The sequence below is a fragment of the Streptomyces sp. NPDC050732 genome, from assembly GCF_040654255.1.
Classification (GTDB): Bacteria; Actinomycetota; Actinomycetes; order Streptomycetales; family Streptomycetaceae; genus Streptomyces.
In genome coordinates this window covers 201,113-223,736 of sequence record NZ_JBFAHP010000009.1, presented here as the reverse complement: position 1 = coordinate 223,736, position 22,624 = coordinate 201,113, and the positions used below count along the sequence as shown (strand labels likewise).

18 protein-coding genes and 1 CRISPR repeat array are annotated in these 22,624 nt (G+C 67.9%); of the genes, 15 read left to right on the top strand and 3 right to left on the bottom strand.

Features of this window, described 5'->3' with window-relative positions:
* Window positions 1-810 precede the first annotated feature (810 nt).
* The 10 genes from AB0H82_RS11120 (at window position 811) to AB0H82_RS11075 (ending at window position 12,708) form a co-directional block, all read left to right on the top strand.
* Window positions 811-1,182, top strand: coding sequence for a hypothetical protein (locus AB0H82_RS11120; RefSeq protein WP_362991142.1), 372 nt, complete (start codon window positions 811-813; stop codon window positions 1,180-1,182).
* Window positions 1,183-1,252: 70 nt separating this feature from the next.
* On the top strand, window positions 1,253-1,765 hold the full coding sequence (locus AB0H82_RS11115) for a hypothetical protein (protein ID WP_362991140.1): 513 nt from the start codon (window positions 1,253-1,255) through the stop codon (window positions 1,763-1,765).
* 115 nt (window positions 1,766-1,880) lie between these two features.
* Window positions 1,881-2,468: a hypothetical protein gene (locus tag AB0H82_RS11110; RefSeq protein WP_362991138.1), complete on the top strand. Its 588-nt coding sequence runs from the start codon at window positions 1,881-1,883 to the stop codon at window positions 2,466-2,468.
* Between the two features lie 497 nt (window positions 2,469-2,965).
* Window positions 2,966-4,171: a DUF932 domain-containing protein gene (locus AB0H82_RS11105; protein ID WP_362991136.1), complete on the top strand. Its 1,206-nt coding sequence runs from the start codon at window positions 2,966-2,968 to the stop codon at window positions 4,169-4,171.
* Window positions 4,172-5,338: 1,167 nt separating this feature from the next.
* Window positions 5,339-6,208: a hypothetical protein gene (locus tag AB0H82_RS11100; protein ID WP_362991134.1), complete on the top strand. Its 870-nt coding sequence runs from the start codon at window positions 5,339-5,341 to the stop codon at window positions 6,206-6,208.
* 1,115 nt (window positions 6,209-7,323) lie between these two features.
* Complete coding sequence (locus AB0H82_RS11095; protein ID WP_362991162.1) at window positions 7,324-8,199, top strand: hypothetical protein; 876 nt, start codon at window positions 7,324-7,326, stop codon at window positions 8,197-8,199.
* Between the two features lie 683 nt (window positions 8,200-8,882).
* Complete coding sequence (locus AB0H82_RS11090) at window positions 8,883-9,443, top strand: hypothetical protein (RefSeq protein ID WP_362991132.1); 561 nt, start codon at window positions 8,883-8,885, stop codon at window positions 9,441-9,443.
* A 358-nt stretch (window positions 9,444-9,801) separates the two neighbouring features.
* Window positions 9,802-11,268, top strand: a complete 1,467-nt coding sequence (locus AB0H82_RS11085) for a ParB N-terminal domain-containing protein (RefSeq protein ID WP_362991130.1) — start codon at window positions 9,802-9,804, stop codon at window positions 11,266-11,268.
* A gap of 83 nt (window positions 11,269-11,351) precedes the next feature.
* Window positions 11,352-11,723 carry a hypothetical protein gene (locus tag AB0H82_RS11080; protein WP_362991128.1) on the top strand — a complete coding sequence of 124 codons (372 nt, stop codon included), beginning with the start codon at window positions 11,352-11,354 and terminating at the stop codon, window positions 11,721-11,723.
* A 463-nt stretch (window positions 11,724-12,186) separates the two neighbouring features.
* Complete coding sequence (locus AB0H82_RS11075; protein ID WP_362991126.1) at window positions 12,187-12,708, top strand: single-stranded DNA-binding protein; 522 nt, start codon at window positions 12,187-12,189, stop codon at window positions 12,706-12,708.
* A 252-nt stretch (window positions 12,709-12,960) separates the two neighbouring features.
* Here the strand turns inward: AB0H82_RS11075 and AB0H82_RS11070 are convergent, their stop codons facing one another.
* Window positions 12,961-14,757 (bottom strand): pentapeptide repeat-containing protein, encoded by a 1,797-nt coding sequence (locus AB0H82_RS11070; RefSeq protein ID WP_362991124.1) that lies wholly within the window; start codon window positions 14,755-14,757, stop codon window positions 12,961-12,963.
* Window positions 14,758-15,177: 420 nt separating this feature from the next.
* On the opposite strand from AB0H82_RS11070, the gene AB0H82_RS11065 reads away from it, so the two are divergent.
* Entirely contained in the window at window positions 15,178-15,864 is a 687-nt protein-coding gene (locus AB0H82_RS11065; protein WP_362991122.1) for a hypothetical protein, read from the top strand.
* Between the two features lie 148 nt (window positions 15,865-16,012).
* Here the strand turns inward: AB0H82_RS11065 and AB0H82_RS11060 are convergent, their stop codons facing one another.
* Window positions 16,013-16,399: a hypothetical protein gene (locus AB0H82_RS11060; protein WP_362991120.1), complete on the bottom strand. Its 387-nt coding sequence runs from the start codon at window positions 16,397-16,399 to the stop codon at window positions 16,013-16,015.
* Here AB0H82_RS11060 and AB0H82_RS11055 point away from each other — a divergent pair.
* The 4 genes from AB0H82_RS11055 to AB0H82_RS11040 all read left to right on the top strand — a co-directional run bounded on the left by AB0H82_RS11055 (window position 16,389) and on the right by AB0H82_RS11040 (window position 19,658).
* Window positions 16,389-16,637 (top strand): hypothetical protein, encoded by a 249-nt coding sequence (locus AB0H82_RS11055; protein ID WP_362991118.1) that lies wholly within the window; start codon window positions 16,389-16,391, stop codon window positions 16,635-16,637. The two genes, AB0H82_RS11060 and AB0H82_RS11055, sit on opposite strands and share 11 nt — an antisense overlap.
* 397 nt (window positions 16,638-17,034) lie before the next feature.
* Window positions 17,035-17,385, top strand: a complete 351-nt coding sequence (locus AB0H82_RS11050; RefSeq protein ID WP_362991116.1) for a hypothetical protein — start codon at window positions 17,035-17,037, stop codon at window positions 17,383-17,385.
* 120 nt (window positions 17,386-17,505) lie between these two features.
* On the top strand, window positions 17,506-18,225 hold the full coding sequence (locus AB0H82_RS11045) for a hypothetical protein (protein WP_362991114.1): 720 nt from the start codon (window positions 17,506-17,508) through the stop codon (window positions 18,223-18,225).
* Window positions 18,226-18,785: 560 nt separating this feature from the next.
* Window positions 18,786-19,658, top strand: a complete 873-nt coding sequence (locus AB0H82_RS11040; protein WP_362991112.1) for a replication-relaxation family protein — start codon at window positions 18,786-18,788, stop codon at window positions 19,656-19,658.
* A 539-nt stretch (window positions 19,659-20,197) separates the two neighbouring features.
* Window positions 20,198-21,445: a CRISPR direct-repeat array (repeat unit 29 nt; unit sequence GTGCTCCCCGCGTCCGCGGGGATGGTCCC).
* A gap of 463 nt (window positions 21,446-21,908) precedes the next feature.
* On the opposite strand, the gene AB0H82_RS11035 is transcribed toward AB0H82_RS11040, so the two are convergent.
* Window positions 21,909-22,595: an HNH endonuclease family protein gene (locus AB0H82_RS11035; RefSeq protein WP_362991110.1), complete on the bottom strand. Its 687-nt coding sequence runs from the start codon at window positions 22,593-22,595 to the stop codon at window positions 21,909-21,911.
* Window positions 22,596-22,624 lie beyond the last annotated feature (29 nt).

Below are 22,624 nucleotides of genomic sequence, written 5' to 3'. Positions count from 1 at the left end.
CTTCGCTCTGCCTCCGGCAGCCGAATACTCGCGGCCTCCGGCCGCTCCGTTTCGCGCGTCCCCGCGCGAATTGCCCGCCTCCGGCGGCATGTTGTGGAATGGGCCTCCGGCCATTCCACAACATGCGTTCCTCCGGAACGAAAAGAGATGTGAAAAGTTTGGGTGCCTCCGGCACTCACTTCCGGATGGGATTCTAAATACTCCGTATTTAAGATGAAGTTGACTTACCATCAGGCCTTATGGCCTGACCTTTTTTAGTGAATGCGATTCCCTCCGGGAATCACTAGGGAATTTCCAATTCCCTTCATCTGGTACATCATTTCCGGGAGAGATAAGCAAACTCCCGGAAATGCAAGGGTGGTTGGCCCTCCGGGCCAACCACATCGGACAGAGCCGCCAGGGGCGCCCTCCGGGCGCCGCTGTGGATCTGCGGCGCCCTCACAGGCTCGGCGCCCGGGCGCGGCACCCTGGAGCCGCGCAATACCTCCATCCCCCTCCCGAGCCCGGAGGCTGGCCATGTTCACCGCGTCCGCTCACCCCCCATCATTCAACGGGCACGGGGGCAGGGGTAGCAGAGGGGATGTCAGCGGGCCGACCATGCCCGGATAGCGTCGCCTACCTGCGGTGCCATCTGGGTCCCCTGCAAGTCGCCGCAACACCCATTGCAACCTCTATCGCAACGCCGTGGCGCAACATCCAGCGCAACCCGTAACGCAACAAGGGGTTCCCCCCGCGCCAGTGAAGACACTAATATTTGAAGTACTGGGGTGGCGCCCCCAGGAACCGCAAGGGACCAACGAAGGGGAAGACGTGGAGATCCAAATCTCTGGCGGAATCGTCCGGCGGGTGCGCGGAGGTATGGACGCGCCCATGAACGGCCTTGCAATCCAGGCTCGTACAGTCGCGAACTTCCTGCCCCTGCTTTGCCAGCGCGCAGGGGCGAAAATCGTCCACAACTCCGACGCGAATTACACCGGGATTCGCTTCGACACCAAGGTCGGCCCGGTCGTGCTGGAAATGCCAACGGGGGACGGCTCTTACCGGCTCGTGCACGAACTCATCGAACCGGACACGAACGGGCGCACTGAAGTTGAGATGCGTCGATTCCCGCAGATCTACAAGCCTCAAGGAGTCGCGCACATCACGGCTGAGTTCCTCCGGTCGCGCGGATTCCTGAACTAGTCCGTGCGCGGGGGCGCCCCGGATGGGGCGCCCCCTTCCATCCGCCATCACGGAAAGGGAAAGGCAAGCAGTGAATAACACACGAAGTGCGGAGCAGGTCGAGGAAGCCGGAGCGCCTCTCACCGACGCCGAGCAGGACCAAGCCGGTTATGCGCTGCGGCAGCTCGCCCGCAGCAGGACCGACCCGGACGCCCTGAAGATCCCGCAAGAGCAGTTGGATATGGTCCGGCCGTTCTTCGAACTGGGTTGGGCCCTGGGGGTACGCACCGGTCACACCGGTCCGGCCATGGCCGGTGTGCCGGTAGATCGCGCTACGGTCGCGCACGCGTGGGGCATGCTGCGATGTGTGCGGGTGGTGCCGCAGCTCGCCGGACCGGTGGTGTGGCAAAAGGTCAGGTATCACGGCAGCCTGACACAGCGTCACGGCGCCTACTGGGTCTACGCGATTCACACGTACACCGCGCCGTTCAGTGAGGTACCCGAGTCGCGCTATGACCTGTGTGACCTGCGTGGTGTCGGGGCGGTCAAGAACGTGCGGCGCATGAGTCTTACGCCGCTGCATCAGTTCCGCGCGCTTGCCTAAGGCGCAGGTCAGGGGGTGGGTTCACCCCACCGAAAGAAACACTATTATTGCAGTTGTTCGGGGGTGGTGGCCCCGCCCCCGAGCCCGCAGAAACCAACGTCGAAGGGGAACGGCAGTGGCAGACCAGGAAGCCCGGCAGATGCTGCCGGAGGTGCAGAAGTACCTCGAGACCGTCGAAGCGGCCGCCACGGCTCGCAACGCGGCCATCAGCGCGGCAGAGAGTAGGTACCCGGAGCGGTACAGCTCCAACGAGGACGGTCGGCGCCAGTACGCCGCATACGTCAAGCAGGTCAACAACGCCTATGAGGCTTGCCGCGTCACCTGGGAGGCCGCCTGGGAGGCCCTCAAGGCATCCAGTGATCCGCTGGTGAAGTGGATCGCCGAGAACTGCGCGGAGTACCGGGGCGAGGCTCGGCACGTCCTGGCAGCCCTTCCTGCCACGGTCGATGAGCTGGATGATCTGGCGGACACGCAGGGCTGGTGCGGGGTCTGGGGCGAACTCCTTCAGCGGGCCATTGACGCCGGTGTCGCACCCGGCGTCAATCCCCCGAGTCCGGCCAGGAAAGCTGTCTTCGAGCAGATCGATCAGGAAAGCTGCTGTGGCATAGGGCTGATGGCCCAGCGACGCATCAACAAGGCGCTGGACGCCCTGATGCAGGAAGCCCTGGCGGCTCAGGCCAGCACCACAGAGCCCCCGGCGTGACCGAGACGGGACAGCAGCCGCCTGAGCGCGAGTTACAACAACACCGAACCGCCGCGCCCTGCTTCCCCCACCCCGGCAGGGCGCGGCACCCCGGCGGACCTCCTGTCCGTCCGGCGGGGCGCCGTCCCGGCAGCCACACCCGTCAGCAGTGCCGAGAGGGGCGAGGCGCGCGAACAGCCGGGCCCCGGGTCCTCAGGGACCGCGGCCAAGACTGCAGCAGCAGCCGCACCCCGGTTGCCCCCTGGGGTGCCGCTCACCGCCCCCGCCCCGCGCCGGCGGTCGAGTCCCCTCTCCTCGGAGCAGCAGTGCCTGCTACGGATGCCCAGCTGCCAACTCGGACATGCACGCAGTTCCGGCCTGCCGTGGTCGGCGCCTGCTGAGGCTGAAGAACTCCAGCTCAGGGGTGGGTTCACCTCCGACCTAGACACACTATTATTTACATTTGGAAGCGGTGGCCCCGCTCCCGAACCCGCAGAAACCAACGTCGAAGGGGAACCGTGAGCATCACCGACGTAAACACCGCGTTCGCCGCCGAGAAGGCCGCACAGGTCGAAGCCGTCCGCGAACAAGAGCGCGCCCTGCAGGCCCGTGTCGATCGGGGCGAGGTCCGCATGATCGGCTCCGACCGGTACGAAGTCCTCACCGGCTGGGACCGGGGCGAGACGTTCACCGTCTCGCGCAACACCGAGGGGCAGATCCAGCAGATCATCGCCAACCACGGGCTCGACAGGCAGGCGGACGGGGCCATCGCCCTGTACACGTCCTCCCCGGCCTGGCACGGCCTCGGTCAGGTCATCCCCGGAGGCACCACGGACATTGACGAGGTGCTGCGTCTGTCCGGGCTCGACTTTGAGGTCACCACGGTGCCCGCCCTGTACGAGTGGCAGGGCGAGATGCGCGAGCACGCCGACCAACAGCACACCGTTCGCACCGACACCGGCGCCGCTCTCGGTGCGGTCGGCTCCCGCTACACACCGATCCAGAACCGGGCGGGGTTCGTCTTCCTGCAGGAACTGGTGAGCCGCTATGACGTGGTGTGGGAGTCCGCCGGACTCCTGCGCGGCGGGAAGCGCGTGTTCATCTCCATCCGCCTCCCGGAGGCGGTCACCGTGGATGCCGACGGCATCAGCGACATCGTGGTCCCGTACATCGCCGTCATGAATGACCACTCCGGCAACGGCCAGTTCCAATGCGTCGTCACCCCCTGGCGCCCTGTCTGTGCCAATACCGAGCGGTTTGCCGTCCGTGACGCCGTCACCCGCTGGGCCGTCCGGCACACCGCAGGAGCCACCAGCCAGATCAAGGAGGCCCGCCGCACCCTGGGCCTCTCGTCCCAGTACTTCGAGCGGTTCGCCGATGAGGAAACCGCGCTGGCCCGCACGGACATCGCCATCGCCGACTTCCACCAGACGATTGCCGACCTGTGGCCCCTCGACCAGGACGCCTCCAGCCGGAAGCGGACCAACCACGCCACCCGGCTGGACGCCCTCGACAAAGCATTCCGTACCGAGAGCGAACGCGTCGGACGGACCGCCTACGCGGCCGAGCGTGCCATCACCGGCTACCTCGACCACGTCACCCCCAGGCGCCCGCCGCAGTCCATGACCGAGGAAATCGCACGCGCCACGGCCGTACTCGAAGGCGCCGACGACGAGATCAAGAACAGGGCCCACCGGCGCCTGCTCCAGCTCCGCACCCGCTGAGTGCCGAAACCGGCAGCCTCAGCTGACAGACCCCCGTGCGGGCCAGGAACCTTCCCCGAGCCCGGCCCGCACGGGCCAGCCTTTTCCGGGGCCGCGAAGCGCGCGTTGCCACCCCGTTCAGGGAGGACGGAGCGTGCCCGCCCCCGCAGCGGCGGCGCGACGCGTCTGCGCAGCGGACCCCGGGCCTACTAAACGCCTGTTGGTCCCACGGGAGCAGTGCGGCCGGCCTCCGAAGCTCACCGCCCCTCCACAGCACGACCCGGTACGCAGGTAGGGCCGTTCAAGGACCCGACGGCAGGGGCTGCACCTGATGCCCCAGCCTGACGACGCCCTTCCGCGGCCCGCCGCATCCGCACCAGCTGCCGGGCAGCTGGCCCTCCTATCCCCGGTGACTTCGCCGAATGCCTCCAAGCGACGGTGTACCTGATCAAGTCCGCCGCGGACACGCCCTGGCGCAAAAGACGGCAGAGACAGAGACACCCACCGCCGTCATGTGTGCCTGCGCGAACCATGTCGCGCGCCGCAATGACCCGCCCGACATCCTCAACGTCCCCACCAGCGCGGCACCCCGCCCGGTTCCGCTTCCTCATACAGTGGGCAGTCCGAGGGCCAGGTGGACCGCTGCACATAGTTCGTACCCGGCCTGGCTGTTGATGCTGGCTGACCTCCCTGCTCGCAGTCCCCCAGATCGCTGGCACTCCCCGCCGACACTCAGTTCCTGATTGGAATCCTGGGAAGCGCAGGTCAAGGCCGCTTTGTGATCCGTGGGGCAGAAGTCGCCGTTCCGAAAAAGCGTCTCGGTGACAGTTGTTCGGAACGGCTCGCGCATCCGTAGTAGGCGCTTGGCCGGGAAGGCCGATGATCACGGTGATGCCCGTGTTCTTCCAGGCCGGTCCAGCTACCGGTACAGCCTCTCGTGCTCCGGCAAGAGCACGGATGCACTGTGGCGGAGGTATCCAATCAGGCACTTAAGCTAAGGGCTTTCACGAGAACCGCCCTCCGGCGGCGGCCGAGGTTCCAGACCACCGCACGGGCGGGAATGCGCCAGAGCGGCCCAAAGCGACACCGGACTCATGTTCGCCGTACGAGCATTCCCTTGTCGCTCGGGCCGACCGGCCGACACTCACAACTGAGGGCTTCTCGCCCCAGGACGGACAGGAATCGCGCATGTTCCGACTCAGACGACTGCGTGCCCTCTCGGCCGTGGTTGGCCTCGCTGCCATCGCGGCACTGGTCACCGGCACCGGAATCGCCCAGGCGCAGGACGAGGCCACGGCGCTCAAGCGCGTCCACAACGCCATGCAGATAGCCGATCCGTCCAATCCGGACGCCTTCTGCACGATCGGCGCGGTGGGCACGGATGATTACGGGCGCAAGATCGCTATCTCGGCGGGCCACTGTGGGGGCGGTCCGAACGCTGATCGCGAGATCCACGAGAACAACTACCCCGTCTACGACCGAAAAGACTTCGCATTCGGCCCGATCGGGTACGTACGGTACTTCAAGAGCCCCGAAGGGTCGACGATAGGACACCCGACCAAGGACTACATGATCATTGAATTGGTCCCGGAGGTCACGCCCTCGTCGCAGGGGCCGAATCTGAAGCAGACCGGGCAACTTGAGGTCCCCGGCGGAAAGCCCAGCCCAAACGCGATGAGCCCCGCACGCGCCGACGAGCGTCTGCTGGGCGCTGGCCTCTTCGACAACAATGAGCTTGTGGTCTCTGGCCAGTTGGGCGTCTGGTACGGCCGCATAACGAACAACTCGAACGGCATCTACCAGTCCTTCGCGCATCACGATGCCGGAGACTCTGGTGGCCCGGCCATCTGGCATGTGCCGGGCACCCCCTACCCCGCCGAGGCCAACGGCTTCCAGGCGGAGGGGCCTTGGGCCGGCATCACCAAGGCGCGCGTCCTCCACTTCCCGTTCTACGTCTACACCAGCTCGGCTAACATCCTCGCCGACCTACGAGCCCGCGACGCCGCCGACCCCGCCGACGTCTACGGAGCAGGCTTCGAGGTCACCACCAACACCTGAGCTGAGTGCCTGATTGGAATCCTGGGAAGCGCAGGTCAAGGCCGCTTTGTGATCCGTGGGGCAGAAGTCGCCGTTCCGGAGAAGCGTCTCGGTGACGGTTGTTCGGAACGGCTCGCTAGGCGCTTGGCCGGGGAGGCCGATGATCACGGTGATGCCCGTGTTCTTCCAGGCCGGTCCAGCTACCGGTACAGCCTCTCGTGCGTGCTCCGGCAAGAGCACGGATGCACTGTGGCGGAGGTATCCAATCAGGCACTCAGCGGCGGTGGCACCCTTCTGCTCGCCGAGGCCACCCGCACGCCGCCAACGAACCCTGTTCAGCGCTGCAATGACCACGGAGCCGCCGCAGCCAGTCCGGGGAACCCGCAGGTGAAGGGGTAGGTTCACACTCACCCAAAAGACACTAGTATTTGTCGTGTGAGAGGGGCGTCCCTCTTCCACCCCACCCATATCCCGCCCGGGCCGAGCGAAGAAGGCATTGTGCCGGGGCAGTTCATGTGCACCCGCAGCACCGGACAGTGGTCCACGCGCTCGCCGTACCGCTACCGCAGGCCCGGCCCGTACGGCCGCCCCCGCCACCGTCCCGCCCGGTGCGGAAGACACCCTGATCATGCGTTGGCTGATGAGCCTCGGTGAGCGCACCCGGCAAGCCGACAACCCCGTCCCCTGATGCCGGACCTGTACACCCAGCCGTCCTGGCCGCTCCTGACCAGCCGCCCGAACACAATAGGGAGCACACCTTGGCAACCTTCGACCACATCACCCACGAGCGCTGCGACGAGTTGGGCCGCGCCCTCACGGCGGCCAGTCTGCCCTGGACAGACAACGGCCGTCAGGACAACCCCGCCCTCTTGACCTACACCGCTACCGACGCTCATGGCCGCGAGTGGTGCATCAGCCCGGCCACCAGCAACCAGATCGTCCCGTCCCGTCCCGCGAGTATCTGGCAGGCCCGGTCCGCCGAGCTGATGCACCAGACACGGCCCATGTCCGCACAGGCAGTCGTCGACCACATCCGCAACTCCCCGACGCCCCGGCCCTCCGAGAACCGCCAGGACGAGCCCCTCGACGAGCGAGCATGCGTGCGGCAAAGCCCTGTACGCACCGAGCGCCAGACCATGCGGCGCGCCCTGCGACGCGAGATCACCGGAACCATAGGCCTGCTCGCCGACGAACACGATTTCCGTGCCATGCGGCGTTACCGGAGCTTCGCCTTCGACGACTGCGCGGCCTACTGGAACGCGGTCGAGGAGCTTCTCAAGGCGCGCGCCTCCCGGGGCATCTACACCACGGTGGCTCTCTTCGACCCGCAGGAGTATGCCGACTTCTGCGCCGACTCCGGCCTGGCCCCGGACGCCCCGTCCAGCCGGACCCGCTTCACCGCCGAACTCGCCATCATGGGCCCGGTCATCCCGTACGACGGCCAGCCGCTGTCCGAGCTGATCCCTGTCCTGATCGACGAAACGGTCCGCCAGGCCACCTGGGAGTACGCCTCCACAGCCTTGGCCCGCCTCGGCAACTGCGCCACCTGCGGCGAGGACATCGGTCGAGCAGCCTTGGCCCGTGCCGTGGAGCTCCTCTCCCGCATCCTCGACACGGCCCGGTCGGGCAACCACTCCCTCGTCTGCAGTGTGAGGGCGGCAGCGGCACCCGAACCCCTCATCTCCACCCTCCACGCAGCTACCGACGCCGACAGCACCGCGCCACTCGATGAAGCCGAAGTCCTCGAATTCACCACGGTTTTCGCCTTCGGCCTTGCGAGCCGGAGCCCAGGCGGGCTCGTCATGCGCACCACCGCCCCGAACACCACCGACCGGGCCTGCGGCTGGCGGTTTCGCGGGGGGCACCTTGAAGCCCTCACGGCAGGCGAGGTCTTCGACGCATACTGCACCGACATCGATTCGGGCGATCCCATCCCGCCGGAGCCAGCCGTCGACTACTGCGCGGCGCCCGATCTCGGGCAAGAGCGCCCGAAGCCGGGCCACCACCATTGAAGGGCCTCCGGAACACCTTCGGCCGCCTGCCTGACGCGCACAGGCGGCCGAAAAACCGCAGGTCGGGCGAGGGTTCACACCACCACTTCTCCGACCACGAAGAGTTCCATGGGCGAGTTGGCACAAAGAAAGGTGTGTCACTCATCCCCCGCCGACCGGCCTCCCTCCCCCTTCCAGTCTTGGGAGTTGCCGTGCTCCGACCGCTGATCCGCGCCCTGCGACCGGCCCGTCGGCGCATTACCACTCGCCGGGTTATGGCCAAGGTCGCGGTCCTGCCGTCCACGGCGCGCGAGACGTGCGGCCACGACGTCCGTGCCGGGGAGGCCATCGCCTACAACCGCGGTCGCGTCGCCGCCGCGACCGCCGTCGTCCTCTGCCGCAGCGGCTGCACGCTGCCGGTACACGACCTCGGCCTGGACGACGCCGTGCCCGCCCTCCGCCCCGATCTGGGGAACCTGCGCGGCCATCCGCCCCGTCCTCGCCGTCCTGGGAGCCGACGACTCCCTCCCGCTGACCCTCACACGCCATGCGGGGCGCCGGCCTGCGGGCCGACGCCCTGACCTGTACCGCCATCCAACCGACAGCAAGCCCGTCGACACGCTCGACCCGCGCCGAGGCGGATGGCGTCACCAAAGAGAGCGCTCACGATCCAGATCCCGTCGGCATTGAGGAAAGAAGGAAGCATGAGCAATAAGCAGACGGCCGCCGCGTTCACGGACACGGCGGCCGCCCGCCTCGCGGGCCAGATGATCGCCTCCATCAAGGCGGCCTCTCAGCGGATCAAGCAGGGGCCGGACGCCGACGGCACGCCGTGGGGCCCCGAGCACGCCGGGTACGCGCTCCTGCACTCGCTGGACCGCTGCACGGACGACCTGCAGGACCTGGTCAAGAAGAAGGGGTGGACGCTCCAGCAGACCGAGGTGCCCCGCACCTGGGGTACGCGGCGCGTGAAGGTCCACGCCCTGGAGACCGACGACATAGTGAACATCAGCGGCCGCTGGACCGAGGTGCGCGACGTGTGGGGTACCGAGGAGGGCCAGGACCCGGCCGAAGACCTAGGCGAGGACCACGACGACGTACCGAAGATCCGGGAGATCCTCGACCCGGCGCTGCCATACACGCGCCTTGCGCTGCGGGTGATCGACCCCGAGCGGTCGTTCCCGCACGAGATCGTGTGCGCGGTCATCGGCTTTGACTATCAGGACCTGGTCACGATGCAGGTTCCGGCGGTGCTCCATGCCTGACGAGGACCTGTTCGAGCCAGGCACCGCCTGCGTCACGAAGAAGATGCGCCCGCCGGCCTGCGGGAGAACGATGTCGTGACCGTCGACGGCATGTGCACATGAGCGGCGCAGGAACAGGGGCGCGCAGTGTCAGGCCGGTACAAGGCCGCTGTCCATTGCGCCCGTGCCGCCGCAGAGCACAGTGGCGGCCGGTTCCCTGTCCGGCCGCTGCGCAAAACGCCCTGGGGGCCCACTCCAGGAAGCCGCGTTTTCGCGGGTCAGAAGGTATCTAGACCCTCCAACAAGAAACACTATTATTTAACTTAAAGCGAGGGGCCCCTCACCCCCTCGCTGATCAGGCAAGGAGAAGGAGATCCCCATGGCCACCGCTGCCTCGGTCCCGGCCGACACCCCGGGTATCCACGAGGAGAACGTGCCTCAGTACGTCTATCTCGACCCGGCGCTGATTCTGCGTGATGAGCAGAACGCCCGCGAGCACGACACCGAGCCGGACCAGGAACTGATCGCCTCTGTCAAGGAGATCGGCGTCCAAGACGCCATCAGCGTCCGGCCCCTGCCCGACGGCACCTACGGTGCCTTCAAGGGCTGGCGCCGCGTCCAGGCGCAGCAGATCGCCAACGCGGCCGCTGAAGAGGACGGCCGCCCGGTCCGCAGGATCAAGGCGTACGTGCGCGACGACCTGGTCGGGCGGGACGGCTGGACGCGGTTCCTGTCCCTGGTGGAGAACAAACACCGCGAAGGGATGAGCGAGCGCGACATCCTGCGATCCCAGGAACTGTCCCTGATCGACATGAGCGACATCGAGCGGCGCCAGGCCGCCAGGGCCCTGGGGGTGGGCCGTAATGCCGCCACGCACGCCAAGGCTGCGCAGAGGCTCGACGACGCCGCGCTGCGCCGGGCGGCGGCCGGAGGCATGGACCTGGAGCAGACTGCTCAGCTCGCCGAGGTCGAGTCCATCACCGGTGCGGAGCGCCGTCTGCTCGCCGCTCTCCGGCGTGACCAGGAGGAGGGCCAGGGCGGGCGCGGGCACTGGGATCAGGAACTGGCCCTGCTGCGCGCCGAACATGACTACGTCGCCGAGCGCAAGAAGGTCCTGGCGAAGCTGGAACAGGAGGAGATCCCGGTACTGCGGGCGGCTTCGTGGGGAGAAAGGGACCCCTCCAAGCCGCTGTCCCAGCTCACCACCGGTCTGGGGAATCTGCTCACCGAGGAGAACCACCGCCGGTGTCCCGGTCACAGTGCCCGGCTGGATGAGGAGAACAGGCCGGTCTGGCACTGCGCCCGGCCGGACGAGCACGGTCACAAGGTCCGGCCGCAGCCCAAGAAGCCCCGCACGCAGGAGGACGAGCAGAGAGCGGAGGAGCGCCGCAAAGTCATTGCCTGCAACCGGGCGTGGAAGGCCGCCATCGGTCCGCGCCGTGCGTTTGTCACCCGGCTCGTGCGTATGAAGGCTCTGCCGGACGCGGCTCGCGTCTTCGCGCAAGACGTCCTTTTCACTGTTCCCTGCTTCTACAGCTCCTGGACGGACAAGCACGATTTCGAGACCGTCGCGTGCTTCCTGGGGGTCAAGCAGCCCCAGAACGCCGACCCGGCAAAGACGGCGGCGCAACTGCCCAAGACGCGTGTGGCGAGCGCCCTGTTCGCGCATGTCGCCGCTGCGTGTGAGTACGACATCCGCGAACCCAGGACCTGGTCGAACCTCACCGAGCAGCAGGCTCGCTACCTGTTGCTCCTGGAGGAGCTCGGCCAGAGCGACAACGGCAGCTACCGGCTGTCGGAGGTCGAGAGCCAGGCCGTGGCCAGCCACCGGCCCGCCGTCGCGTAACCGCGTTTCCCCAAGCCCCGGCCGGGCACGCCCGGTGCCCAGCTGGTCTCCCCATCCCTCGTGTCCCAGAGAGGCGAAGAGCAATGCCCATCACCATGGCCGAAGTCCGGCATTTCATCAGTCAGTTGCCCGATCCGACCGCCGTCGCGCAGGTCCAGGAAGCCGCCGCGAAGCGGCTCGGCGAGATCGATATGGCCGCGTATGCGGGCGTCGTGGCCGGACGACGGGCCCGCCTCAACGACTCCCTGCGCCCGGCCTTCCTGCGCCGCCTCACCGGCACCGTGCAGGAACGCAGCCGACGCGGTAACCGCCGCGCAGGCTTCCTGCTGGACGAGGAGTCCACCCGCGTCCTGCGTACCGACTCACGCAACAGCCGCTACCGCATCTCCGAGGACACCAAGCGCTTCCGGCTCTCGGACATCCCCGTCGCCTGCATGGATGTGATCGAGGACTGACCAGGCCATAGGGCGGCGCCCCGGAGAGGGGCGGTGTCTGCCAGCAACCGCAGGTCAACCGGCCGGTCTCTTCACGGCCCGGCTCGCGCACGAAGGGCCGCCCTGGCCGTCCAGCAGGCGTCGTCCCTCGACTCCGACGGCAAGGCGTATACCGCCCTGTGAACGCCGCACTGCACCGCCTGGCCCGCACGGACTGGAAAGGAGCTGCGCACGGTCGTCATCCCCGAGCACCGCTGTCCCCGCGCTGGTGCTCTTGCCCTTTGGCTGAGCAAGCACCGGAATCGGGGCGGCGCGCGCAGCGGCTGCCCCGGTCTCCCGTCAGCCGGAGCGCCCTGCATGACCGGGTGAGGCATCCGCCTGATGCGGCTCGCCTGGCGCCGCACGGCACTGTGGCGGGAAGCGCCAGCAGAGGGGTCAACCCGCGCCCATAACACACCATTATTTTCCCTTTGGAGGTGCTCGCATGGCCCCGTCCGTCACGCATGTGTCCGGCACTGTCACCGGTGACGTGGAGGTCCGCTTCACCGAATCCGGCGTCGCTGTCTGTCGGTTCCGCCTCACCGCGACCCCCACCCAGTGGGACGCCGCCGCACGAAAGTGGCGTGACGGGACCGCGCTCCACTACGTCTGCACCGTCTGGCGGGACCTGGCCCGCAACGCCACCGAGTCTCTCGTCAATGGTGTCGGCGTCCTGGTCAAGGGGCGCATCACGGAGGTCAGAAACAACTCCATCTATTTGAGCACCGATGACATCGGCATCAGCCTGCGCAGGCGCATCGCCTACACGGAGACCAGTCTGCCCAGTCCGGCCGCCGCTCCGATCATGCCGCCCCCAAGGCCTCAGCCGACAACCGCGTCCCGCACGGCCACCGGCCGACCGGGCAACCTGTCCGCTTGGTGGGAGGAGGAGAGGGTCTCCGGCTGGTCCTCCTCCAGTGCCTCTCCCACAGCCGCCGACGGCGCTCACCCTCTCGTTGGCCACTGAGCAGGTGCTTCTCTTCCTCAACGCCGCAGTTCAGAGCCCCTGTGGTGCCCGTGGGGCAGAGGTAGCCGTTCCATGACCGCGTTTCTGCAACGGAGATACCGACCGACATCATGGCGAAGGCTATGCCGGAAAGGCCGATGATCGCGGGCGTCCCCCCGCTTGGGCTAAGCGCCGCGCCATCAGTACAACTCTCTGAGGTGGGCCCCGGTCAAGGGATTCGTGATGGCCTCGCCGGAGGTACAAACACGCCCCTCAGGGACCTGTTGGCTGCCAGGCTGCTGGCAGGGTGAGTCCAGGTGGCACGGGGGTTCCTGCCGCCGGAACCAGGCCAGGCGGCGCTACACCCTGTGCGTCAGTCAGGTCGACCGTTCCGCCGGAGAACGTTGCCCTGTCGAAGTTGACCGTGCCGTCGAAGAACGTCGCCCCGTCGAAGTTGACCGTGCCGTCGAAGAACGTCGCCCCGTCGAAGTTGACCGTGCTGCCGGAGAACTCCGCCACGCCGAAGTCGACCGTGCCGCCGGAGAACCTCGCCGTGTCGAAGTCGACCGTGCCGCCGGAGAAGGTCGCCATGCGGAAGTGGACTGTGCCGCCGGAGAACGTCGCCTCATCGAAGTTGACCGTGCCGTTGGAGAACGTCGCCCCGTCGAAGTGGACTGTGCTGCGGGAGAACGTCGCCTCGTCGAAGTTGACCGTGCTGCCGGAGAACGTCGCCGTGTAGAAGTGGACTGTGCCGCCGTAGAACTGCGCCATGCCGAAGTCGACCGTGCCGCCGGAGAAGGTCGCCACCACAAAACTGACGGTGCCGCCGGAGAACTCCGCCGTGCGGAAGTAGACTGTGCCGGCGCAGAACGTCGCCACGCCGAAGTTGACTGTGCCGCCGGAGAACGTCGCCTCGTTGAAGTTGACTGTGCTGCCGGAGAACGTCGCCTCATCGAAGTTGACTGTGCTGCCGGAGAACTCAGCCACGCCGAAGTCGACCATGCCGTCGGAGAACGTTGCCACGTCAAAACTGACGGTGCCGCCGGAGAACCTCGCCGTGCGGAAGTGGACTCTGCCGCCGGAGAACGTCGCTCCGTCGAAGCTGAGAGCGCCGCCGCTGAACGTCGCCCCCTTGAAGTGGACTGTGCCGCCGCTGAACGACGCGCTGTTGCAGGACACCTTGCCGCTGGAGAACGACGCCCCGTCGAAGTGGACTGCGCCGCTGGAGAACGACGCCCCGTCGAAGTGGACTGCGCCGCCAGAGAACGACGCCTGGTCGAAGTGGACTGCGCCGCCGGAGAACGCGGCCCTGTAGAAGTCGACCTTGCCGCCGGAGAACGACGCCCTGTAGAAGTCGACCTTGCCGCCGGAGAACGACGCCCTGTTGAAGGACACCTGGCCGCCGGAGAACGTCGCTGCGGAGAAGTCTCCGCCGTCGAACGTGACGTCAGTGAAGTCAAAGTCGTGGCCCTGCCAGGAGTGGGCGTGCTCGGGTTCGAGACGGAGGTGGTCCCGGATGAGCCGGATGACGGTGTGCCGGACTTCCCGCAGCGACAGGTAGGTGTGCCGGGCTGCGGCGTCATCTGCCGGAAGGTCGGTCTTGGCGGTGTAGGGCAGGCGCAGGTAGGCACACAGGACATCGATGCAGGTCTGGCGCAGCTCGCGGGTGGGGGCGTCATCGGCGAGGCCGGCCAGGGCGTGCACGCCGCCCAGGCGCACGGCCGCGGAGTCGTCGCCGAGTTGGGAGACGGCGGTGGTGAAGCGTTCGGTGTGCAGGCGGGTGGCGTCTCGCAGGGCGCCGTCCTCGTCGACTCGCTGGCGTCGATAGGCGACGACCAGGGCGACCAGGGCGCCGGCCCCGGCGACCGCGCCGAAGGCCAGCTTCACCAGGTCGAAGAGCGTCTTGGAGTCGATGCGGTGTTCCTGTTTGACGTCGCGGGCGCCGAGCAGGTCCCACCCGGTGTAGAACACTGCGGCGGCCACGAGGAGTGCGGCGGTGAAGGCCGCGGCCAGGACGGGGCCGACCGGCCATAGGCGCAGGCCGCGCTGTTTCGTCCGGCGGCGGGGCACGGGTGGTCTCATACACCATCAGGACGGCCCGGGTCCCGCCGCCGGTTGCGGCAGGGCCGGCCTTTGCCGGCGCCCGCGACCGGCCCGGCTCCCGGAAACGGTGGCTCCTCCCGGCTTCCCCATCGGGCAGAAGTCGCCGTTCCGCGTCGGCGTTGCCGTAACGGGGATGGCGGACGGCAGTACGTCCCTAGCTAGAAGGGTGGCTATGCCAGGAAGACCGATGATCACGGGCGTCCCCGTCTCGCCACCAGTACAGCCCTCTGACGTGAGTCCCGGCAAGAGGCCCTTGATCGTCGCGTCGGAGGTTGAAAGACACCTACTGACCGCCCTTCCCCGCCCCCTCCTTCGCTCGCCCCGCCCTGCCCCGCGCGGCGCCGGTCCGCCTGCAGGTACCGCACTCTGCACAACGGCCGTACCGCCGTGCCAGAACGCGCCACCTCTTGTCCAACCCGGGCTGCCTCGCTGGCCGCGAACTGCGAGGAGCTGGCCGAGGGGAACCGGTTGACCAGGCTCTGCGTTGGCGGGGAGCGCCAGACGTCGGTCCGCACGGCCTTTGACCACTCCGACGCAGTCCTAAAGCCAGTTGTTGCGCGGCTCTTCGCTCTGCTCGGGCTGCATCCCGGGCGGGACTTCACCGCGGAGGTGGCCGTGGCCCTGCTGGGCGCCGCGCCAGCCGCTGCCAAGCGCCTTCTGGAGCAGTTCGTTACCGCTAGGCTGGTGCAGCGCACCGCCGCCGGCCGGTTTCAGTTCCACGCCCCCCTGCGGCTATCTGCCGCCGTACGCGCCAGTGCCGATCCAGACCGGGCGGAAGCCTGGCAGCGGCTGTGCCCGTGGCGTCTGGCCGTCACGGATGCCGCCACCGCCTTCGACTACAGCGGTCGGGCCCAACTGTCTCGGCCACACCCGGCGTCTGACCGGTTCGCCGACCGAGAACAGGCATCTGCCTGGTTGGACGAGGAGCGCGTCAACCTCGTCGCTGTCATCTGCCACGCTGCCCAGGCAGGTCCGCGCGTGTTCGCCTGGCAACTGACCGACCAGCTCCGCATGTGCCTCTACCGCTGTCGGCACCAGCGCGAGTGGGAGGCGGCAGCCACCGCTGCACTGTAGGCGGCGCAGCGAGACGGTGAGGTGCTGGTCCAGGCGTCAATGCAGCACAGTCTGGGCCTGCTGCAGGGTTATGCGGAGACCGCGCTGGAGACCCTGCACGGCGCACTGACCGGGTACCACAGCACCGCGTTCGCCCCTGGCGAGACAGCTATTCTGAGCAACCTGGCGCTCGTGCACGGCCAGCCAGCGGGGCCAGTTGCGCCAGGCACAGCAGTGGCAGAAGCAGGGCATCGGGGTTCTCTCCTGCCTCGATCGCGGAGTGCAGCTCAGTGGTGCGCTCGACACTCTGGCGGTGATCCATTCGTTCCTCGGTGAGTTCGGCCCGGCCGTGGAGCGTGTCACCGAGGTGATTTGAATCTGCCTCAAGGAAGACACGCCGCAGGCTCTGATCAGCCCGCTGATCAATCGGGCCCTCGCGTACCACGGGCTGGGTCGGTACGAGGTGGCCCTGGCCGACAGCACCGAAGCTCTGCGCCGCTGTCAGGACCATCACGACCGCCACGACGAGGCGAACGCCCCGGGTGGTGGCGATCACGCACCGCGGCACCGGGCGCGCCGACCTGGCCGCCATCCAGGCTGAGCTGGCGCTCCAGGCGGCCCGCACGTCCGGTGACCCGGCCAGTGAGATCGACGCCCTGATCACGGGGAGCAGCGTGGACCAGCTGCGCGGAAACATAGCCAGCGCCGTCGTCCTGCTGAGCAATGCCTTAACGATCGCCGAGCGCCACGGCTTCCGCCAACAGCACGCCGAGGTACAGACCTGGCTGTCCTAGGCCTCCCTCGCCGCGGGCGACGCCGACCGCGCCGCGGACCACGCGGAAGACGCCCTCGCTACAGCTCGTGACCTGGAGCTCCGCCCGATCGCCTGCCTGGCATTGACGGCGCTCGCAGCCGCCCTGGCAGGCCACCGGCGATCCCACCACAGCGGTCCAGCATGCTGCTGAGGCCGAGCAAGTCGCGCAAGAGACCGGCTACCGCAGACCACCCGGAGCAGGCCTCACCTGAGACTCATCACGGCAATGAAGCGGCGGTCGCCTGCGGCGCCGAGGCACTGCAGCGCCGGGTGGTCGACAAGGAAACCCGAGTCTGGCTCGGGGCAACGGCCGTGCCATGTGCGCGGCTGCCGCTGACCCCGCACCGGCTTTCGCTCCCGTTTGGGAGGCATACTCGATGATGATGACGACGACCCAGCGCATCCTCGACCTCGCTGCGGCGGCACGGGCCAGCCTCGACGAGGAGCTGGTGCTGCTCCTGCACGAGGCGAACGAGCTGTACCAGCAGGGACTGCATGATCTGCACCGGAGTGTGGCGGCGCGCCTCGGCGAACTGACCACCGCGGAGCTGATGACCGCTGCGGAGACGGCCGGTATGCCCTGTGATTCAGCGCAGGGCCGCGATGAGGTGATCCTGCTGCTGGCTGTGGCCGAGTGGGAGATGACGCCGGCCGCCATGGCGTACGCGGAGATGGCGGAGGACGCCGCGCGGCGCGGTGTGTGCTTGATCCCTGAAGCTGAGCCGTGAGCGCGGCCGTCCGGGAGAGACCTTGAACTGCTGGCTGGACCTCCTACCGCAGCTCCTGCCATTATTTGCGTTGTGGGCCGGGCAGGCCGGTCTACTTCTGACAGGACGGACGGTTCTGCCATGGCCTCGCGTCGTGATCCTCGCCTGGCCGACGCTGCCGAGATCGCGGCTGAACAGGGTCTGACGTCCGCGCGCATCAGCGGCCTCTATGCCGAGCGCGCGAAAAACGCGGACGGTGTGTCTTTTCCCGAGATCGCGGGTATGCGCGGCCGCGCCCGTCTTTGGGACCACGAGAAGGTCACCGAGTGGTTCGCCCACCGCAAGCCGGCAAGGCTCCAGGAACACTCACCGCCTTCCCGTGACCCGGAGGAACTGCTGAACGCTGCCGATGCCTCACGGTTCCTCGGCTACAAGAACTCCAACCAGGTCACCACCTTCGTCCGCGACCACCCCGGGTATTTTCCCGAGCCGGACGTCGTCGAAGAGTTGGGCACGGCCGAGAACCCCTACCGCCGGCAGCTGTGGCGCGTGCAGACCCTGCTGGACTGGATGGCCACCCGGCCCGGCCGCGGTAGACGAGCGGGAGCCAAAGCGGCACCGCGCCTGCCTGACGTTCCCATCGACGGTGATCCCGACGAGCTTCTGGGAGCAACGGAGGCGGCCGCCCTGCTGGGATACAAGTCCCTCGGCTCCTTCTCCAGCAGCCTGTCCCAGGGAAACCTGCCGCTGCTGAAAACCACGGACGGAGTCGCCGAGAACGCCGGGCGCCAGAACGGACGCCGACGGTGGACGCGCCGGCGCATCCTCAAGCAGGCCGCCCGGCGCAAGTCCAAAAAATGAAACCCCGCGGTGAGCCCGTCTCGCTCACCGCCCCAAAGACGCGGCAGCCGGTTACGGGCGTTGGTCCCTTGCGGGCCGGCTGTCGCACGATGGCCGGCATGGCGTGGCTCGCCACCACGCCCCCGCAGCAGATCCTGCTGCGGGCCGGCCATCGCCTCCATCCCGCCCGCATCTGCCCAGGACGTCTCCTGATACATCCTGGGGCCCAGTGCTCTGTCCTCCCCTGTGCCCTCTCCCGTGACTCAGCCTCGCCGTCCCGCAGTTGCAGGCAGGCCAGCCCCTGCTGGCCGTCACCAACTTGGAAACCGGTGGTCTGGAGTACGTGGTCCGGGCCGGCCCTGAAGTGGTGGAAACGTGTCGTGTTCGTGATCGTGGCCGGGCCTTGGTGGTCGAAGGCTTGGCCGGGGGTCTCGGGTTTCCTCCCCACAGGCGAGCACGACGACGGTGGGGAGCAGATCCTCACGGCCCTGGTGCGCAGCCGTACAGACGCCCTTGGCCGGGTGAGCGGACTTCGACAAGGTCTCCTCGTGGCCGGGCGCCGCTGTGAGGAGAGGAGCCCTATGACCGGTGAACTGCTACGCCACCAGGTGCTGGCGGCGCTCGCTCAGCACCGCATCGCCACCACGAGCCAGCTGCATCAGATGCTCCGGCCCAACGGCACCCGGCAAGTGATCTCGCGTGTCCTGGTCAGACTGCGGGTCGAGGGGTTCATCGACTTTATGGTGCTGCCCAGCGCATCCCTGGCGCGTCCCCGCGCCTGGCACCTCACCGAGCAGGGCGGCCGTCTGGTCCGGGACTTGCCCGTCCTTCGGGGGCGCCAGCCCTACACCATCGCTTCCACAGCAGCAGCATCACTGAAGACACCACACACGCTCGCAGTCGTACGAACCCATCTGACCTTCAGCGCAGAGGCCCGTCGGCACGGTCACGAGCACGGGCCCTGGGACTGGACTCCTGAGGTCTCGCACTCCATCGGCGAGGGCGACCGACTGGTGGCCGACGCCGTCATGCACTACACCCTCATCGAAGACACCCAACGGCGAAAGCTGCGCGCCTTCGTGGAAGTCGACCGCACCACCATGAGCAGCGAGCGCCTGGCCACGAAACTGATCGATTACGCACGGCTCTATCACTACGACGGGCAGCCCATGGGGCGCCGCAGGGCGCCCGCCTCATCCGGGCCGGGCTGGCTTCGCTGGTATCCGGTATTCCCGCGGGTACTGTTCGTACTGACCGGCGCCCCCCGCACCCGGCTAACCAGCCGGGTCAGCGATCTGCAGGAAATGGTTGCCCAGCATCCCCTCGTCGCTTCCCTGGGCCGCGCAGTCCCACTCGGCGCGGCCATTCTTGAAGACCTCGAGGAACACGGGCCCGCCAGCAACGTGTGGGCGCCGTTGAACGGCGGCTGCCCCCGCTCCTGGGCCGCCCTGTGAAGTGCCCTCGAGGCCCGCTCTCGACCGGTCTACATACCAATAGGGGGGGGCCAGGGCTGTAGGAGTAGTCCTGTTGTCCGTCGCCCCCTGGCTCACGGCAGCCGGAGCAGCGTTGTCGGTGATGTGGTTCCAGCCGCTCTCGCGAACATCTCCACGCAAACGTGCTCGCCTCTCAGCATCTCTGCCATACACCGGAGATGCCCACTCCCCCAACCTTCAGCGACAGGCTCAGCACGGCGAGCACCGTCGAGACTCTGGTCAAGGGCCGCACACCAGGCCGGCCGACTACGTCGCGACGTGGGCATGGGCAATCTGGTACTGCTCGCTCTCCATCTGGCATCCGCGTCCTCTCCCCAGGAGCTGGAGCAACCCGGCCTTTCCGCGCAACCACGCCTCTGTGCGGACGGCACGTTCCGGCATCATGCATACTCAACACATAAATTCCCGCCCCTCGTTCGCCCCGAATGACTGTTATGACCAAATCAGTGAAAGTGCTCGAAATCAGCTCCTGTCAGTAACAAACTTGCAGGTCGAGGAGTGTGCTCCCCGCGTCCGCGGGGATGGTCCTTCGACTTGCAGTTGGACTTGTAGTTGCGTTGCGTGCTCCCCGCGTCCGCGGGGATGGTCCCGGGCGGGACAACAAGCCAGCCGGGCTGTACGTGTGCTCCCCGCGCCCGCGGGGATGGTCCCTCTTCGAGGAGCGCGACCCCAAGGGGGAGCGGGTGCTCCCCGCGTCCGCGGGGATGGTCCCGCCGAGTTCTTCGACTTCCGCCCCGTCGGCAAGTGCTCCCCGCGTCCGCGGGGATGGTCCCACCTTCAGGTCGCTGGACTTGAGGAGTTCGAGGTGCTCCCCGCGTCCGCGGGGATGGTCCCGTTCCGCCACAGCGTAGAGACTTCGCCCGTGGGTGCTCCCCGCGTCCGCGGGGATGGTCCCAGGGTGCCGCCGCTCTCGCGGATACGGAGCCAGTGCTCCCCGCGTCCGCGGGGATGGTCCCGGAGCGCAGACCATCATGAACAACTCCGTCCGGTGCTCCCCGCGTCCGCGGGGATGGTCCCAGGTGCAGACGTCGTACACGGTCGGCGGGAAGGTGCTCCCCGCGTCCGCGGGGATGGTCCCGAGGAGAACTACGCGGTGTGCCTGCTCGTCGGGTGCTCCCCGCGTCCGCGGGGATGGTCCCGAGGAGAACTACGCGGTGTGCCTGCTCGTCGGGTGCTCCCCGCGTCCGCGGGGATGGTCCCGTCCACAGCGACGCCCCGTCGAGGGCGGGGGCGTGCTCCCCGCATCCGCGGGGATGGTCCCACGGGCTACCCCGGCAGCAGGGTCCTCGGCGTGTGCTCCCCGCGTCCGCGGGGATGGTCCCGTCCGGCAGGCCGGGCACCGTTCCGTGCGGATGTGCTCCCCGCGCCCGCGGGGATGGTCCCCGTCGGCGAGGTACCGGCCCGAGCGGGCCTTGGTGCTCCCCGCGCCCGCGGGGATGGTCCCTACCGCTGCTACGACTGCGGATACCCCAAGCTATGCTCCCCGCACCCGCAGGGATGGCCCCTATGACGACGGCAAGTGCAGCTCGGAGTCCGCATGCTCCCCGCGCTCGCGGGGATGGTCCCGTGGAGATCCGCCGGAACCGGGAGCTGGCGTCGTGCTCCCCGCGCTCGCGGGGATGGTCCCGGCGATGCCGACCAGAACCTGCCCGGCTACACGTGCTCCCCGCGCCAGCGGGGATGGTCCGTTTGGACGTACCGGCGTTCCGGCGAACGCACACGCTCCCCGCGCCGCAGTGACGCTCCGGCGTGACCCGGTACCTGCGCAGCAGTCGGCGAGCGGTGCGGGAAGCGGTACTTCGCTGCCCAGGAGCCCCTGCCTCAGAGGGCGAGGCAGGAGCTCCTGAGGTTCAGCTATCGGGCGAGTTGCACCTTGATCGGTACGCCCACTGAAGCCGAGCGGCTCCGGGGTGAGCAGGCCCGCCCTCCGGTCCCGCACTGGATCGTAGAACGAGGCCAGACGTAGCGGCGCACCCTTCAGTCCTGGCCGGCGCTGCGCCGGTAGTCGTACATCCGCCGTCCGGTGCGGGAGGCCGGCGGGTGGTCGTGCACGGGCGGATTCTTGGCCTTGCGCACAGCGACCGCGATGTCCTGGAATTCCTGCGCCGAGCCGGACTGCCGGATGCGGAGAAGCTGCTCAACGATCCCGCTTGGGTGACGTGGCGGGGCAGGCGGACGCACCATTACGAGGCGGCGTAGTCCCACCGTCCGCTATACCGCGGCCGTGTCGGTTGGCGCTGGCACGTACTCGACCTGCTGGCGGCCGCAGCCCTCGGCGAGCTTCTCCAGCGCGGCGACCTCGCCCTTGTTGGCGGTCAGCTTCCAGCGGAGCTTGGTGGCAGTCCAGTCGGCTGCGTAGGTGCAGCGGGCGTCGGCGAGTGGCGGCAGCCACTGGGCCGGGTCTTGATCGGCTTTGCTGCGGTTGCTCTTCGCGGTGACTGCGACCAGGCTGCGCTCGGCGTCGAGGTCGTTTGCGTAGGCTTCGCGGTGTTTGGGCGTCCACTTCGAGGCACCCGAGTCCCAAGCCTCAGCGAGCGGCACCATGTGGTCGATGTCCAGCCCCTTGGGTTCGGTGACGGTCTTTCCGTCGTAGTACGAGTACCAAGTCCCGCCGGTCACCTTGCACTTGCCTTCGATCACTGGCTTCGTGCGGGACTCGGAGATCAATACCTCCGCGCGGGTGGCGCACTTGTCGTGGTCGGCGTCTACCCAGTGCTTGAAGCTGGTGCGCACGTAGCCCTCACGGGCCTCGGTAGCGCGCGGCAGCTTGTCGATGGCCTTGGCGAGGGACAGGCGGTGCGGCTCGGGGGCGGCCGATGTGGAGTGGGCGGGCGTGGCGGCCAGGGTGGGCAGGGCCAGGAGGGCGACGGCGAGGCCGCGCTTCAAGGGGTTGGTCATGCTTCGGTGATAGCCGTGCCAGGCAGGCA

What these genes read in the sequence shown, in the direction of transcription:
- AB0H82_RS11090 (WP_362991132.1), top strand. Translation starts at nt 8,883, where the DNA reads ATGAGCAATAAGCAGACGGCCGCCGCGTTCACGGACACGGCGGCCGCC.
- AB0H82_RS11075 (WP_362991126.1), top strand. Translation starts at nt 12,187, where the DNA reads ATGGCCCCGTCCGTCACGCATGTGTCCGGCACTGTCACCGGTGACGTG.
- AB0H82_RS11035 (WP_362991110.1), bottom strand. Translation starts at nt 22,595, where the DNA reads ATGACCAACCCCTTGAAGCGCGGCCTCGCCGTCGCCCTCCTGGCCCTG.
- AB0H82_RS11100 (WP_362991134.1), top strand. Translation starts at nt 5,339, where the DNA reads ATGTTCCGACTCAGACGACTGCGTGCCCTCTCGGCCGTGGTTGGCCTC.
- AB0H82_RS11085 (WP_362991130.1), top strand. Translation starts at nt 9,802, where the DNA reads ATGGCCACCGCTGCCTCGGTCCCGGCCGACACCCCGGGTATCCACGAG.
- AB0H82_RS11040 (WP_362991112.1), top strand. Translation starts at nt 18,786, where the DNA reads ATGACCGGTGAACTGCTACGCCACCAGGTGCTGGCGGCGCTCGCTCAG.
- AB0H82_RS11050 (WP_362991116.1), top strand. Translation starts at nt 17,035, where the DNA reads ATGATGATGACGACGACCCAGCGCATCCTCGACCTCGCTGCGGCGGCA.
- AB0H82_RS11045 (WP_362991114.1), top strand. Translation starts at nt 17,506, where the DNA reads ATGGCCTCGCGTCGTGATCCTCGCCTGGCCGACGCTGCCGAGATCGCG.
- AB0H82_RS11080 (WP_362991128.1), top strand. Translation starts at nt 11,352, where the DNA reads ATGCCCATCACCATGGCCGAAGTCCGGCATTTCATCAGTCAGTTGCCC.
- AB0H82_RS11095 (WP_362991162.1), top strand. Translation starts at nt 7,324, where the DNA reads ATGCGGCGCGCCCTGCGACGCGAGATCACCGGAACCATAGGCCTGCTC.